Raw genomic sequence first — 14,706 nt, 5'->3', positions numbered from 1 at the left:
CGTCAACGACGACGGGGGCTTTCTCATGTGTGTGTTTTTACTCGGGTTTCGACGCTGACCAGCGCGGTCAGAGCCACGGCCACTACGGCGAGTTGCGCGAGCGCCGGTAGTCCGTGCACCAGTGGTACGGCGACCACCAGCAGGGCGGCTGTGACGAGCCGGGGCACACTCCAGCGGTGCACCGTGCGGCGCTTGAAACCGACGAGTCCGGCCAGGTAGAGCACTGCGCCGAAGTACAGCGCGAACAGCCCGATGCCGTGCAGGGGCTGGTCGAGGTGGTGATGCTCGGCGTCACCGACGTACTCGAGAACCTTCTTGAGGCCGACGGCGAGCAGGACGATGCCGGCGACCATCGGGACGTGCAGGAAGGTGTAGGCGTCGCGGGCCAACCACGGGCGGGTCGCGGCCGGCTCGGCGGCCAGGGCTCGCTCGCCGTAGTGCACGGCGGAACCGAAGTAGATCCACCACAGCTCGGCGCACACTGCGAGGCCGAGCAGCGACGCGACCAGGATCGGCCAGGAGATCGGCAGGTCGGTCACCCCGACGCCGATCTCCACGATCGACTCACCGAGCGCGATGATGATGATCAGGCCGTGCCGCTCCGCCCAGTGTGCGGGGGAGTTGAACCGCCAGCCGCGGGCGTCGACGAGATACGTGGAGACGTAGTCCGCGGCCAGGGCCCCTGCCCAGAGCAGTGTCTGGGTGATCCCTTGGTACTGGGAGGCGACCAGCAGCAGGGCGGTCGCGCCGACCTTGCCGATGGCGAAGAGCGCGACCGTCCGGCGCAGTACCTGGTCGCCCTCCGCGATCAGCCACAGCAGGACCAGGTGCATCGCGCGGAGGACGAAGTACGCGAGCGCGATGACGACCGGCCCAGGCAGGCCGCCGGGCAGGTCGTCGAACGCCTCCGGGATCGCCAGCGCGATCACGAACATCGCGGCCATGGCCGCCAGCAGCACGGTTCGTACGGCGCCCTCGTCCGCCTTGGCGATGTTGCAGACCCACGAGTACGCCGCCCAGCTCCACCAGAGCAGACCGAGCAGGAACGCGCCCCGGACGACACCGTGCCAGCTGAGGTCGTGCGCCATCAGCTCGGTGATCTGGGTCAGCGCGAACACGAACACCAGATCGAAGAACAGCTCCAACGTGGTGACCGACTGGCCCGCTCCGGTCTCCACAGTCCTGATGCGCCTGGTACCTGCCATGGCGCACATCATCCAGCTGGAAAGGTCCTTCCTACGCGCGGCCGTGGGCCTGGCGGCTTCGGCGGCTCAGGGAGTCGATCGTGACGGCGATCAGCAGGACGCCGGCGGTAACGATGTAGCGGACGTTCGAATCGAGGCTCAGGAGTGCGAGCCCGTTGGAGATCGACGTGATCACGAGCGCGCCGAGCAGGGCGGAGTACGCCGAACCGCGGCCGCCGAACAGGCTGGTACCGCCGATGACGGCGGACGCGATCGCGTTCAGGTTGGTGTCCGTACCGCCGCTCGACTGGCTGACCGCGACCAGCCGGGCGGCGGCCAGGATGCCACCGATCGCGGCGAACGTCGTACAGGCCGCGAACACCGACAGGTAGATCATCCGGACGTTGATACCGGCCCGGCGGGCCGCCTCGACGTTGCCGCCGACGGCGAAGACCGAGCGGCCCCAGCGGGTCCGCCGGACGGCGAGATCCGTGACGACGACGAGGACGAGGAACAGCAGGAACATCGACGAGACGCCGCGGTCGCCGTTCAGCACCAGGACCGGGATCAGCAGGACGACCGCGAGACCTGCCGCCTTCACCGCGATGAACGACGCCGGCGCCGCGGACAGCCCGGCCGCGGCGCGGGCGCTCCGGCCCCGCAGCCGGGTCAGCGTGTAGACCACGACGACGAGCGCGACCAGTGCGTAGGCGATCGCGGGGGAGAGGTAGCTGCGGGTTGCGAACCCGACCAGCGGGGAGTCGTACGGCAGGTTGATCGTGCCGTCCTTGCCGAGTACGAGCAGCTGCAACCCGAGGAAACCGAGCAGTCCGGCGAGCGTGATCACGAAGCTCGGTACGCCGAACCGCGTGTAGAGCAGGCCGTAGAACAGTCCGACCGCGATGCCCAGCGCGACACCGATCAGCAGCGACAGCACCACCGGCCAGCCTTGCTTGACGAACGTGACACCGACGACCGCCCCCGCGAAGCCGCTGACCGAACCGACCGACAGGTCGATCTCACCCAGCAACAGGACCAGAACGATGCCGAGGGCAATCACTCCGACCGAGGTGGTCTGCAGGGTGAGGTTGACCAGGTTGCGGCTGGACAGGAACGAGCCGTTCGCGACCTGGAAGACCGCCCAGATGATGATCAGCCCGATCACCACCGGGACCGAACCGAGGTCGCCGGAGCGCAGCCGGGAACTGAACGCCCCGACCGCGCCGCTGAGTCCGCGGCTCGCGATCAGCCGCTCGTCCTGCAGATCCGCGGGGAGCTGGGCCGAGTCCTGCAGGGTCATGATGGCTCCTCTGAGTTCCGGCGCGCGGCGCGCTCGGACACCGCGTTGTCGACCGCGCCGGTGATGGCGGCGATGATGTCCTGCGTCCTGGTCTCGCTGACCACGAAGACGCCGTTGTTCCGGCCGAGCCGCAGGACCGCGACCCGGTCGGCGACCGCCATCACGTCGGCCATGTTGTGGCTGATCAGGACCACGGCCAGCCCGCGTTCGCGCAGCCGCTCGACCAGGTTCAGGACCTCGGCGGTCTGAGCGACGCCGAGGGCCGCGGTCGGTTCGTCCAGCATCACGACCTTGGGTTTGCCGAGCAGGCTGCGGGCGATCGCGACGGTCTGCCGCTGGCCGCCGGACAGGCTGGCGACCGGGATCCGGACGGACGGGATCTTCGCGGACAGCTGCCGGAGCAGTTCCCAGGACTGGCGTTCCATCTCGACCTCGTCCAGTACGCCGCCGGTCCGCAGCTCGCGGCCGAGGTACAGGTTCGCGACCACGTCGAGGTTGTCGCACAGCGCCAGGTCCTGGAACACGGTGGCGATCCCGAGCTGCTGCGCCTCGGCCGGGCTGCCGACCCGGACCGGCCGGCCGTCGAAGACCATCGTCCCGTCGTCGGCCGTGTAGACGCCGGCGATGGTCTTCACCAGGGTGGACTTGCCGGCGCCGTTGTCGCCGACCAGCGCAAGGACCTCGCCGGCCCGGACGTCCAGTTCGATGTTCTTCAGGGCCTGGACGGCGCCGAACCGCTTGGAGATCCCTTGCAGCGTCAGCACCGTACCGGCACCGACGTCGGGAGGAGCCGGGGTAGCCGGGGTACCCGGGGTCACAGTCACAAGATCAGCCTCCTGGGGCTTATTTCAGGCCATGATGCCGACGACATCAGTTGCTGGATAGGCCTGCTGCGGCACAGGCTGCTGCGAAGGCTGCCGTACAGATGTCCGAGATCTTGTAGATGTTGTCCTTGACCACGGTGTCCTTGATGTTCGTCTTGGTCACCGCGACCGGGGCGAGGATCGTCGACGGGACGCCGTTCTTGTCGGTGGTGGACTCGGGCTTGCCGCCTCCTGCCAGCGCGACCGCACCCTTGGCGGCGGCCTCGGCCTGCGGCTTGACCGCCTTGTAGATCGTCATCGCCTGGTCGCCGGACACGATCCGCTGGATCGCGGCGAGCTCCGAGTCCTGGCCGGTGACCGGCGGGAGCGGCTTGACGCCGCCGCCCTTGAGCGCCGCGATCGCTCCACCCGCGGTGCCGTCGTTGGCGGCGTACACGCCGACCAGGCCGTTCTTGATCGCGCTCAGCTGGCCTTCCATCCAGGCCTGTGCCTTGTCCGGGCTCCAGTCCGGGGTGTCGAACTCGGCGGCGATCTTGAACCCGCTCGAGTCGAGCACGCTGTGCGCGCCCTTCTTGAAGTCGGCGGCGTTCGGGTCGGTCGGGGAGCCGTTGATCATCGCGATGTTGCCGGACGTCTTGCCGGCCGCCTTGAGGGTGTCGACCAGCGTCTGCGCCTGCAGCTTGCCGACCGCCTCGTTCTCGAACGACACGTAGTAGTTGGCGTTCTCGATGAACCGGTCGTACGCGACCACCGGTACGTTCTGCCCCTTCGCGGAGGCGGCGATCGCGGCGGCGGCCTTACCGTCGACCGGGTCGAGGACCAGGACGTTCGCGCCCTGGGTCAGTGCGGCCTCGGCCTGCTGTTGCTGCTTCGACGCGTCCTGGTCGGCGTTGCTGTAGATCAGCTCGCACGTCGCGCAGGCGGCCTTCAGCGCCTCGGTGAACAGCGGACGGTCGAGCGCCTCGTACCGGGTGGTCTTGGACTCGGGCAGCAACAGCGCGATCTTCTTCGCGCTGCCTGAGCCGCTGCCGGAGTCGTTCGAGCCACAGGCCACCAGCGAGACGGCGAGGGCCGACACGGCGAGGCCGAGACCGACGAGACGGGTAACGGGGACGGACATATGGCGGCTCCTTGACGAGGCAGGCCCCGATTGGCCTGCCCGCAGTCAAGCTCCCCGCGATCTTGTCGTCAAGACTTGAATTCAAGAAATGGAGATATTGGTGTGACTCAGCACCGACGCGCGGTGGATCGCGCCGACGATGTCGGCCTCGTCGCCGAGTTCGGCGGGGCGCAGTTCGACGCTCGCGGCGGCGCTCGGGATCGCGCACCGGTCGAGCGCCTCACGGAGCGGGCCGAGGATGAGTTCGCCCGCCTCGGCCATCAGGCCGCCGACCACGATCGCCTCCGGGTTCAGCAGGTTCACCACCCCGGCCACGGCGACGCCGACCCGGCGGCCGGCGTCCTCGATCACCCGGCGGCAGCCGGTGTCGCCGGCCAGCGCGCGGGTGACGATGTCCTTCAGCCGCAGCGGTCCGTGTGACGCGGCCAGGCTGTTGATCAGCGCCCGCGAGCCGACGAACGTGTCCAGGCAGCCGCGGTTGCCGCACCGGCAGATCGGGCCGTTCTCGTCGATCGTGACGTGCCCGATCTCGCCTGCCGTGCCGGTCGAGCCGCGGAACACCTCGCCGTCGATCACGATGCCCGCGCCGACGCCGTACGAGAACTTCAGGTAGCAGCCGTTCCGGACGCCCCGCAGCGCGCCGGCCCGGAGTTCGCCGAGTGCGGCCAGGTTCGCGGTGTTGTCGAGCGCGACCGGGGCGCGCAGGTACGCCGACATCGCCTCGGTGACGTTGACGCCGCGCCAGCCGGGCAGTACGGCGTCCGACCCGGCCTCGCCGCTGATCGCGTCGACCGGCATCGGCAGGCCGAAGCCGACCGCGGAGATGTCCTCGACGCCGGAGCTGACGGTCTCGGCCAGGTCCGCGAGCAGGCGGGCGGCGCGCTCCATCCCCTCGTCGGCGACGTGGTCGGCCTGCAGCGGCATCAGTTGCTGGGCGAGGATCTCGCGGGATCCGTTCGCGACCGCGACCCGGACGTCGCGCTCGCCGAACGCGACGCCGGCCAGCAGGCCGCCACCGGAGGCGAGTGACACGAGGACGGCGCGGCGGCCGTTGCGGATGCTCCGGGACAGGCCGACCATGCCGGCCTGGTCGAGCTCCTTGACCATGTTCGACACGGTCGCCGCGGAGAGGCCGGACGCGGCGGCGATCTCGACCTGGGTGAGCGGGCCGTGCTGGCGGACGACCCCGAGAACGCGCGCACGGTTGGCTTCGCGCAGCGAAGCCTGCGAGCCCGGCGCCGGGCGAGTTGCGTTCATTACATAAAGATAACGGATCGCGGGGCGTATCCGGCCGCCCACTCGTCGTGAGCCACAAACATCATCCGCACCCTCGCAGTTACTACCCCACTTGATCGTTCCACCGGCGACAGTAGACCACTGCGGTGACGGGGTGGTGGAGGTGAGCGCTCACACGGTCAGGGCGAGCGTCAGGAGGGCTACTGGGAGAGCCAGCTCGACGGTTGCGCCGAGGACGTCACCGGTGGTTCCGCCGAGCTTCCTGGTTGCTGTGCGGCTGGTGATGAAGGCGGCGGCGACGGAGAGCAGTACGGCGGCGGCTGCGCCGCACAGAAGGCTCCAGGTGCGTTGCTCGGTGAGGACCGTGAGGGTTGTGGTTGCTGCGAGGACGAGGGCTGTCGTGAGGGTAGCGGTGGCGGGGCGGACGGTGGCGGCGACCACGGTGCCGAGGCCGTCGGGGCGGGCGGCAGGAACCGTCGTACGGCAGGACCAGGGGAGGGTGAGTCGGCTGGCGACGGTGCCGATCAGGACCGCTTGCCAGCCGAAGCCGGCCTGTACGCAGGCGGTCAGCGCTGCAACGTCAACCAGCAGCACACCGACGATCGACACCACCCCGAACGGCCCGATGTCACTCTGCTTCATGATCCGCAACATCGTCTCGCGGTCCCGCCTGCTGCCGAGCGCGTCCGCGAAGTCCGCCAGCCCGTCGAGATGCAACCCACCCGACAGTCCCGCCACGACCAGCACCCCGAGCACAGCCGCCAGCAAGTCAGCATCCGGCCGCACCAGCTGAGCCAACGCGACCACTGCAGCCGCGACCCCACCGACCACCACACCGGCCAAAGGCGCCAACACCATCGCACGCCCGCCAACAGCCTGGTCGACCCGCCGAGGCACCCCGGCAGGCAGCATGGTGAGGGTGCCGAACGCCAGCCGGAAACCGTCACCCCAGCCGTTCATGTGAGCGGGAGGGTTCGGCCGGCGATCGTCCACAGGACCTGGGTGGAGGCCAGGGAGACGGTGGTGTTGAGGCGGCCCATCAGGTCACGGAACAGGCGCGTGCCGGGGTCGGCGGGGACGATCCCGGAGCCCACGTCGTTGCTGACGGCAACAACGCGGCGCGGGGTGGACGACCAGGCCTCGGCTAGGAGGGTGATCTCCTGCTCGACCAGATCGGCGCGGCTCAGGTCGGTCCACACCTCCAGGGCGTCCATGGTGCGGGAGAGCCAGAGCGTGAGGCAGTCGATCAGGAGGGGTGGGCCGTCGGATTCGAGCAGGGGGACGAGGTCGATGGTTTCGGTCAGGCCCCAGGACGCGGGGCGGCGGGCCTGGTGTTTCGCGACTCGTGAGGCCCATTCGGCATCTCCAGAGTCGTTTCCGCCCGTGGCGACGTACACAACGTCCGGTACGTCGGCCAGCAGCCGCTCGGCTGCGATCGACTTGCCGGAGCGGGCACCGCCCAGTACCAACGTACGGTCAGTCAATTGCACTCCTGGGCTCGAAGACGACCGGCGCCTCGAACGCCGCCTTGCGTGCGGTCCGCCGGAACGCGTTCAGGATCGGCCTCCCGAGCGCCAGCACCAGCACCGCGCAGAGAATCCCGCGCGGGATGTCCCACCCCAGCGAGGTCGCGACCACGAACAGGAAGTACCGGTGCAGGTTCTCCGCCAGCGAGTCACCCGGCACGAACGAGAAGTCGCTCCCGAACGTCGCGTACGGCCAGAACCACAGGTTCATGATCACCCCGTACAGCACCCCCGACACCAGCGAGTACGCCGCCAGCAGCAGCAACTCGAGCCGCCCGCCGGCCCGCGGCAGCAGTCCGGCCAGGCACCCGACCCACGCGCACGCGAACATCTGGAACGGCATCCACGGCCCGACCCCGCCGCTGATCAACGCCCCGCCGAGCAGCGACACCGCCCCGAGGACGAACCCGAACCCGGCGCCGAACGCGCGCCCGGCGAGCACCAGCAGGAAGAACCCGGGCTCCAGTCCCGCCGTACCGGGACCCAACGCGCGCAGGGCCGCGCCGACCGCGGCGAGCATGCCGACGAGCGAGATGACCTTGGCGTCGATGCCGGACTCGGACAGCTCGGCGAGTACGACGGCCACCAGCAGCGGGAGCAGGAGCACGAAGAGCCAGGGGGCGTCGGTGGTGTGGCCGATCGCCGACTCGCCGGCTTGCGCGGTCTGGAAGAACAGCGGCCACGCGAAGGCGAGAACACCCACGAGCGAGGCGACGAGTAACGCGACCGTGCTGCGGGGCTTCAGCCGGATCAAGTTCATGAGGCGCGGTCCAGAGCTTCGGCGACTTCTCCGACCGTGAGGAACGGCAGCGGTGCCAGGATCTTCGCGACCTGGGGCGCGAAGGCCGGCGAGCCGGCGATCACCTCGGCGGTCGGGCCGTCGCTGACCAGTTCGCCGTCGGCGAGCACCATCACGCGGGTGGCGACCTCGGCCACCATCTCGACGTCATGCGTCGACAGCACCACCGCGTGGCCGGCCGCGGCCAGCTCGCGCAGGATCGCCACCAGCCGCCGCTTGGCGCCGTAGTCCAGTCCACGCGTTGGCTCGTCCAGCAACAGCAAGGGCGGGGCTCCGCACAGTACGACGGCCAGTGCCAGGCACAGCCGCTGTCCCTCGGACAGGTCCCGCGGATGCACGTCCAGCGCCACGTCGGGTGCCAGCCGCTCCAGCAAGGCCCGGCAGCTACCCGCGGGCACCTTGAAGTCCGAATCGGCACTGGAGCACTCGTCGGCGACAGTGGCGGCGTACAACAGGTCAGCAGGCTCCTGCGGCACCAGTCCGACCGCCTTAACGAGCTGCTTCGGCTTGGTACGACGCGGATCCGTCCCAGCGGCAACCGCCGTACCGGAGCGGACCGGCACGATGCCGACCAGTGCGTTGAGCAGTGTCGACTTGCCGGCGCCGTTACGGCCCATCAGCGCGACCACCTCGCCTGCCTTGATGCTGACGGAAACGCCGCGGAGTGCGGTGACGGTGCCGTACGTCACCACCAGGTCCTTGCACTGGGCAAGCTCCGCACCGAGCGGTCCTGCACCACGTGAGGGAGGAGTGCCGAGCTGGGATCGCAGGGTTGCCGCGGCGCGTCGGGCGTCCCGTACGGACAGGGGGAGCGGCGACCACCCAGCCAGCCGTCCCAGCTCCACGACAGGCGGCGCGACCGGTGCCGTCACCATGCGCTCAGCAGGCAGCCCGGTCGACACAGCAGCGGCCCCACCCGGTACCTCGACCACCCGGTCGGCGTACTGGATCACACGCTCGAGCCGGTGCTCGGCCATCACCACCGTGACGCCCAGATCGTGTACGAGCCGCTGTAGCGCGGCCAGGACTTCCTCGGCCGCCTGTGGATCCAGCGCCGACGTGGGCTCGTCCAGTACGAGTACGGCGGGGTGCGACGTCAACGCCGCACCGATAGCGGTCCGCTGCCGCTGACCGCCCGACAGCGACGTCAGCGCCCGGTCACGTACGTCGGCCAGCCCGAGCAGGTCGAGGGTCTCCTCGACGCGCCGGCGCATCACGTCCGGTGCCACCCCGAGCGACTCCATGCTGTACGCGAGCTCGTCCTCGACCGTGTCGGTGACGAACCCGGCCATCGGGTCCTGTCCGACCATCCCGACCACGTCGGCAAGATCCCGCGGCCGGTACGCCCGGGTGTCCCGTCCGGCCACCAGCACCCGTCCGGCCAGCGTGCCGCCGGTGAAGTGCGGTACCAGCCCGTTGATTGCCCGGAGCAACGTCGACTTGCCGGAGCCGGTGCGCCCGATCACGAGCGCGAGCTCACCCTCCGGCACGGTGAAGCTCACCTCGCGCAGGGCCGGCTCGCGCGCACCGTCGTACGTCACCGTCACCCGGTCGAACTCGATCATGCGGCGCCCTTCCTGAGCGGTGGCGCGGTCAACGCGGGCAACAGGCCGATCAGTACGCCGGCAACTGGCAGTACCGGTACCGGTGGGACGACCAACGGACCGGCCAGCAACACACCGTTCACGCCACGGATCGCTGCGGTCACCATGGCACCGGCCGCGACCGCACCGGCCGCTACCACGAGCCATTCGGGCAGGGCCCACGGATCGGGCCGGTAGCGCGTCCTGCTGACACGCTGGCGTCCAACGGCCATCGCAGCGACTGCCAGCAGTACGCCGACCGCCAACGCGCCGGCCGCGAGCGGGAACGCCATGGAATCGGTCAGCAACGCGTAGACGCCGAGCAGAATCCCTAACAGGCCAAGGAGTACGCACAACGCCGTGAGCCGACGCTGACTACGAGGAGCGTGCGCCGTACGCCCGTACCCGCGGGAGTCCATTGCAGCGGCCAGCTCCACCGACCTGTCCAGTGCGCCTTCAAGAACCGGCATAGCCGTCGTACGGAAGCCGGCGCGAGTACGGCCGCGCAGGCGACGGGCGGCCCGGATACGGCGGCCGTCCATGACCAGCTGTGGCGCGAAGGTCAGCGCCACGACGCAGGCGACGCCCATCTCGTACAGGGCCCCTGGCAACGACTTCAGGAGCCGCCGTGGGCTGGCCAGCGCGTTGGCCGCACCGACGCAGCACAGCATGACCGCCAGCTGGCCACCGTCGTAGAGAGCGGTCAGCAAGGCCTCAGCGGTCACCTGGCCGCCCAGCTTGACGCCGGCAGCCCAGTCAGGCAACGGGATCTGCGGCAGGGTGAACAGCACTGTGTTGCCCTGTGAGCGGGTCGAGAGCAGCGCCTGCAGGACCACGCGGATCCCGATGACGAGCAGACCGAGCTTCAGGAACGCAGTGAAGCTGTGCGCCCACGGTGCGTCGCTGCGGCGTGCTGCGACGACGAAACCGGTGACAGCGAGGATGAGGACCAGCAGGACCGGGTTCCGCGTCCTGCTGGCCGCAACGGCCATGCAGAGCGCCCACAACCACCAGGCCCCCGGGTGGAGTGCCCGGGGGAGTGTGAGGTGGTGTACGGCGCGCATCTACTTGGCTCTATTTCGAGGAGGTACGCCGACGGCTCAGGAAGAAGCCGCCACCGGCCAGCAGTACGACTACGACGACGGCGATGATGATGCCCGTCCACGGCGTACCACTGCTGTTGTCCGAGGTGGCGGGAGCAGGTGCCGCCGTCGAGCCCACGGGAGCCTTGATCTGCAAGGTCACGGGGGCGTCGGTAGCCGGGACCTTGATGTTCTTCACCTGATCGCCGCAGCCCTTCGACGGGTACCCGGCGATACCGCAGGTCAGGCCCTTCTCGATCCGCACCGGGCCGGTTGCGGCGAGGACCTGCGCGCCGGTCGACTTCGGGTCGGTGACCACGCAGGTCCCGCTGGCCTGGCCCGGGGTGTCACCGCTGACCGCGTCCTCCGGCGTACCCGGGTCGACGACCAGCGCCACCCGCTTCTTGCCGGTCTCCGCGGGGGTCTTGCCGCAGATCGCGTCGAAGTCGCCCGCGGCCCGCGGTAGTCGCGGCTTCGCGCCGCCGAGCGCGAACCGCCAGCCCTCCACGGCCCCGTCGGGCGGTACGTACGCGTCGGCGCCCTTCTGCGAGAAGGCCCACTGGCCGTTCGTCCACTGGTAGTAGCTCCAGAACCGGTAGCCGTCCTCGGCTCTGGCGCTGGTGGCAACGGTCCCAGCGAGCAGGAGACCCGCCAGCAGGCTGAGGACCAGTCGTACGGTCCGGCGATGTGCAGTCATGGTGTGTTCCTCGGTCGGGCCGCAGCCCGGTGGAGGAGGTCCCGCCTGCACCGGCAGGGTAGGGGCTCCACCCGCGGACCACGGCGGGTAGCTGAGCCTGACTGCCTGCGTCACAGTGTTCCGGCTTGTCACCACACTGGTGACCTACGGTTGCGGGTCAGCGCCGGACTCGGACCGGCTTCCCTGTGACGCAGGCTTTGGTTCGACCGAACTCTACTCCGCTGCGGAGAGGCTCATCGGGCCGTACACCTCACGGCCGTCCTCCAGCAGGTACACCTGGCCGACTCCACGGTCGGCCAGGTCCCGCCAGACCTCGCCCAGCCAGCTCTCCGCGTCGCCCTGGGCAGAGAAGTCCGCGCCGCCGACCTCACCCGGGTCGACCAGCGCGCCGGTAGCGGTCTCGAACCGCCAGCTCCAGCTCATGAGTTCGGCCGCTTCTGCGGGGAGTTCTGCGCGGTCTTCGCCGGGTCGGTCTCGACGACGTGGCCGAGCACCTCGTCGATCCGCTTCAGCAGGTCCTCTTCCAGCTTCACACCGGAGGCCTTGACGTTCTCGGTGACCTGCTCGGGCCGGGAGGCGCCGATGATCGCGGAGGCGACGTTCGGGTTCTGCAGCACCCAGGCGATCGCCAGCTGTGACAGCGACAGATCGACCTCCTGGGCGAGCGGCTTCAGCTCCTGGACCCGGGTCAGGACGTCGTCGGTGAGGAACCGCTTGATGAAGTTCGACCCGGTCGCGTCGGTGGCCCGGGAACCCTCCGGCGGCTGCTGACCGGGCAGGTACTTGCCGGTGAGCACGCCCTGCGCGATCGGCGAGAACACCACCTGGCTGATCCCGAGCTCCTCGGAGGTCGGGACGACCTCACCCTCGATCACCCGCCAGAGCATGCTGTACTGCGGCTGGTTCGAGACGAACGGGATGCGCAGCTCGCGGGCCAGCCGGTGGCCCTCCTGGAGCTGCTCCGCGGTCCACTCCGAGACCCCGATGTACAGCGCCTTGCCCTGCCGGACGACGTCGGCGAAGGCCTCCATCGTCTCCTCGAGGGGCGTCTCGGTGTCGTACCGGTGCGCCTGGTACAGGTCGACGTAGTCGGTGCCGAGCCGCCTCAGCGAGCCGTTGATCGACTCGTGGATGTGCTTACGGGACAGGCCGGTGTCGTTCGGTCCGCCGGGACCGGTCGGCCAGTACACCTTGGTGAAGATCTCCAGCGACTCGCGGCGCTCGCCGGCCAGCGCCTCGCCGAGCACCGACTCGGCCTTGGTGTTGGCGTACACGTCCGCGGTGTCGAACGTCGTGATGCCGGCCTCGAGTGCCGCCCGCACGCAGGCCTTGGCCTGGTCGTTCTCCACCTGCGAGCCGTGCGTCAGCCAGTTGCCGTACGAGATCTCGCTGACCTTGAGACCACTGTTGCCCAGATAGCGGAAGTCCATGGTCCGACCCTACTTGCCCTGGCTCAGGACGGCTTCTCGCCGCGCTTCACCATCGGCTTGGGCAGCCGCCAGCGGCGCATCTGCATGGTCCGCCGGACCGCGTAGAAGCCGATGCCCTTGACGGAGTCCTTGCCGAACTTGATCCCGATCTGCTTCTTCAGCCCCTGCGTGAGCAGGAACCAGTCGGCCGCGATCAGCAGGATCATCAGCAGGAACAGCAGGTTCACCATCCCGGCCAGCCACGGGAACTGCGGCGAGAACACCACCCCGACCAGCGACACCACCAGCAGGATCGGCAGCGCGAACTCCATCACCGAGTACCGCGCGTCGACGTAGTCGCGGGCGAACCGCCGGACCGGGCCCTTGTCGGCGGCCGGCAGGTACCGGTCGTCGCCGGTCTGCATGGCCTGCTGCATCTTGGCCCGCTCGGTGCGCATCTTGTCCCGCCGGATCGCCGAGGCCTCCTTGCGGTTGCGCGGCTTCTTGAAGGTGGCCTTGCGGGCCGCCTCCGCTTCCTTGCGGCTCGGCGTGGGCCGGCCCTTGCCGCCCGGCTTGCCCTGGGACTCGGCAGGTACGGTGGTAGCTGTCTCAGACTTGGTACGACGGAACACGGGGTCAGAACCTCATTCGCAAGGGCAGGTCGCGACTCGGGGTGGTCCCCGGACCTTCCTACTACTTTATCGGGGCCTGTCCCGATGGTGTGGTGACCCGGCGGGACATAGGGTGGAAGGCACGCACGCCGGGTCGTCAGTCCGGCACAGAAGGGGTACGGATATCGATGAGCATCTTCAAGCGGATGTCGACGATCTTCAAGGCCAAGGCGAACTCCGCCCTGGACAAGGCCGAGGATCCTCGCGAAACCCTTGACTACTCGTATCAGAAGCAGCTCGAGCTGCTCCAGAAGGTCCGCCGCGGCGTGGCCGACGTGGCCACCAGCCGGAAGCGGGTGGAGCTGCAGGCCTCCCAGCTGCAGTCGCAGTCGGCGAAGCTGCAGGAGCAGGCGCAGAAGGCGCTCTCGATGGGCCGTGAGGACCTGGCCCGGGAGGCCCTGACCCGCAAGTCGGGGCTGCAGGGCCAGATCGACGACCTGCAGACTCAGCACGCGCAGCTGCAGGGCGAGGAGGAGAAGCTGACGCTCGCCTCCCAGCGGCTGCAGGCCAAGGTCGAGTCGTTCCGGACCCGCAAGGAGACCATCAAGGCCACCTACACCGCGGCCGAGGCGCAGACCCGGATCAACGAGGCCTTCTCCGGCATCTCCGAGGAGATGAGCGACGTCGGTCTCGCGGTCCAGCGGGCCGAGGACAAGACCCAGCAGATGCAGGCCCGGGCCGGTGCGATCGACGAGCTGCTGGCCTCCGGCGCGCTCGACGACGCCAGCGGTACGGTCAAGGACAACATCACCCTCGAGCTGGACCGGATGTCGTCCAACTCCGACGTGGAGAACGAGCTGGCCGCGATGAAGGCCCAGCTGTCCGGCGGCAGTACGCCGAAGGAGCTCTCGGGTGAGACCCAGCAGGCCGCCCAGCCAGTGCAGCAGCCGGCGACGCAACCCGTCGCGGAGCCGGCGCGACCTCAGGACGGAGATGTTCGGTGATCGTTCGCATCATGGGTGAGGGTCAGTGGCGACTGGCCGACGACAAGCTCGACGCGCTGAACGCGGTCGACGGCGACCTGGAGAAGGCCGTGTCGTCCGGCGACCAGGCGGCCTACCAGACCGCCTTCGCCGCCCTGCTGGACTTCGTCCGCTCCGGCGAGAAGGTGCCGGACGACGAGCTGCACGACTCCGACGCGATCCTGCCCCCGTCGGACAGCTCCCTCGCCGAGATGCGCGAGCTGATCAGCGGCGACGGCCTGATCGCCGGCTGACGTACTCCCGATCGGTGCCCTGACCCGGCGACTGATCACTTCAAGTAGTCGTTTGAGAC

General features: G+C 69.3%; 16 protein-coding genes and 1 riboswitch. Of the genes, 2 read left to right on the top strand and 14 right to left on the bottom strand.

The genetic code is table 11. The features are described 5' to 3' along the window. Positions 1-23 precede the first annotated feature (23 nt). The 14 genes from ACZ5BU_RS15170 to ACZ5BU_RS15105 all read right to left on the bottom strand — a co-directional run bounded on the left by ACZ5BU_RS15170 (position 24) and on the right by ACZ5BU_RS15105 (position 13,392). A complete protein-coding gene (locus ACZ5BU_RS15170) occupies positions 24-1,205 on the bottom strand; it encodes a low temperature requirement protein A (protein WP_465699198.1) in 1,182 nt (393 codons plus the stop codon). 31 nt (positions 1,206-1,236) lie between these two features. Next, the gene (locus tag ACZ5BU_RS15165; protein ID WP_465699197.1) at positions 1,237-2,484 is read right to left on the bottom strand and encodes a sugar ABC transporter permease; all 1,248 of its coding nucleotides are present in this window, start codon (positions 2,482-2,484) and stop codon (positions 1,237-1,239) included. Next, positions 2,481-3,308, bottom strand: a complete 828-nt coding sequence (locus ACZ5BU_RS15160) for an ATP-binding cassette domain-containing protein (protein WP_465699195.1) — start codon at positions 3,306-3,308, stop codon at positions 2,481-2,483. The genes ACZ5BU_RS15165 and ACZ5BU_RS15160 overlap by 4 nt, the downstream gene beginning before the upstream one ends. Before the next feature lie 46 nt (positions 3,309-3,354). Next, positions 3,355-4,428 carry an ABC transporter substrate-binding protein gene (locus ACZ5BU_RS15155; RefSeq protein ID WP_465699193.1) on the bottom strand — a complete coding sequence of 358 codons (1,074 nt, stop codon included), beginning with the start codon at positions 4,426-4,428 and terminating at the stop codon, positions 3,355-3,357. Between the two features lie 81 nt (positions 4,429-4,509). Next, positions 4,510-5,685, bottom strand: a complete 1,176-nt coding sequence (locus tag ACZ5BU_RS15150) for an ROK family transcriptional regulator (RefSeq protein ID WP_465699192.1) — start codon at positions 5,683-5,685, stop codon at positions 4,510-4,512. A gap of 150 nt (positions 5,686-5,835) precedes the next feature. Then, complete coding sequence (gene cobS, locus ACZ5BU_RS15145; RefSeq protein WP_465699190.1) at positions 5,836-6,624, bottom strand: adenosylcobinamide-GDP ribazoletransferase; 789 nt, start codon at positions 6,622-6,624, stop codon at positions 5,836-5,838. Continuing rightward, complete coding sequence (locus ACZ5BU_RS15140) at positions 6,621-7,148, bottom strand: bifunctional adenosylcobinamide kinase/adenosylcobinamide-phosphate guanylyltransferase (RefSeq protein WP_465699188.1); 528 nt, start codon at positions 7,146-7,148, stop codon at positions 6,621-6,623. The genes cobS and ACZ5BU_RS15140 overlap by 4 nt, the downstream gene beginning before the upstream one ends. Then, positions 7,141-7,950, bottom strand: a complete 810-nt coding sequence (locus tag ACZ5BU_RS15135; RefSeq protein WP_465699186.1) for an ECF transporter S component — start codon at positions 7,948-7,950, stop codon at positions 7,141-7,143. The genes ACZ5BU_RS15140 and ACZ5BU_RS15135 overlap by 8 nt, the downstream gene beginning before the upstream one ends. Beyond that, positions 7,947-9,554 carry an ABC transporter ATP-binding protein gene (locus ACZ5BU_RS15130; protein ID WP_465699185.1) on the bottom strand — a complete coding sequence of 536 codons (1,608 nt, stop codon included), beginning with the start codon at positions 9,552-9,554 and terminating at the stop codon, positions 7,947-7,949. Before ACZ5BU_RS15130 ends, ACZ5BU_RS15135 begins: the two co-directional genes overlap by 4 nt. Next, positions 9,551-10,636, bottom strand: coding sequence for a CbiQ family ECF transporter T component (locus ACZ5BU_RS15125; RefSeq protein ID WP_465699183.1), 1,086 nt, complete (start codon positions 10,634-10,636; stop codon positions 9,551-9,553). Before ACZ5BU_RS15125 ends, ACZ5BU_RS15130 begins: the two co-directional genes overlap by 4 nt. A 10-nt stretch (positions 10,637-10,646) precedes the next feature. Then, positions 10,647-11,351 carry an SCO2322 family protein gene (locus ACZ5BU_RS15120; RefSeq protein WP_465699182.1) on the bottom strand — a complete coding sequence of 235 codons (705 nt, stop codon included), beginning with the start codon at positions 11,349-11,351 and terminating at the stop codon, positions 10,647-10,649. A 105-nt stretch (positions 11,352-11,456) separates the two neighbouring features. Continuing rightward, a riboswitch (cobalamin riboswitch) is annotated at positions 11,457-11,576 on the bottom strand. Next, complete coding sequence (locus tag ACZ5BU_RS15115; RefSeq protein WP_465699180.1) at positions 11,565-11,774, bottom strand: hypothetical protein; 210 nt, start codon at positions 11,772-11,774, stop codon at positions 11,565-11,567. It overlaps the preceding riboswitch by 12 nt. Next, positions 11,771-12,781: an aldo/keto reductase family protein gene (locus tag ACZ5BU_RS15110; protein WP_465699179.1), complete on the bottom strand. Its 1,011-nt coding sequence runs from the start codon at positions 12,779-12,781 to the stop codon at positions 11,771-11,773. Before ACZ5BU_RS15110 ends, ACZ5BU_RS15115 begins: the two co-directional genes overlap by 4 nt. 23 nt (positions 12,782-12,804) lie before the next feature. Beyond that, positions 12,805-13,392 (bottom strand): DUF3043 domain-containing protein, encoded by a 588-nt coding sequence (locus ACZ5BU_RS15105; RefSeq protein WP_465699177.1) that lies wholly within the window; start codon positions 13,390-13,392, stop codon positions 12,805-12,807. Between the two features lie 167 nt (positions 13,393-13,559). Between ACZ5BU_RS15105 and ACZ5BU_RS15100 the strand changes: the two genes are divergently transcribed. Both ACZ5BU_RS15100 and pspAA read left to right on the top strand, forming a co-directional pair. After that, a complete protein-coding gene (locus ACZ5BU_RS15100; protein WP_465699176.1) occupies positions 13,560-14,375 on the top strand; it encodes a PspA/IM30 family protein in 816 nt (271 codons plus the stop codon). Continuing rightward, complete coding sequence (gene pspAA, locus ACZ5BU_RS15095; protein ID WP_465699175.1) at positions 14,372-14,647, top strand: PspA-associated protein PspAA; 276 nt, start codon at positions 14,372-14,374, stop codon at positions 14,645-14,647. The genes ACZ5BU_RS15100 and pspAA overlap by 4 nt, the downstream gene beginning before the upstream one ends. The last annotated feature ends 59 nt before the right edge of the window (positions 14,648-14,706 follow it).

This window comes from Kribbella sp. NPDC031520 (genome assembly GCF_055580825.1).
Note: the sequence above shows the minus strand (reverse complement) of the source record. Positions and strands in the feature narration are given on the sequence as shown.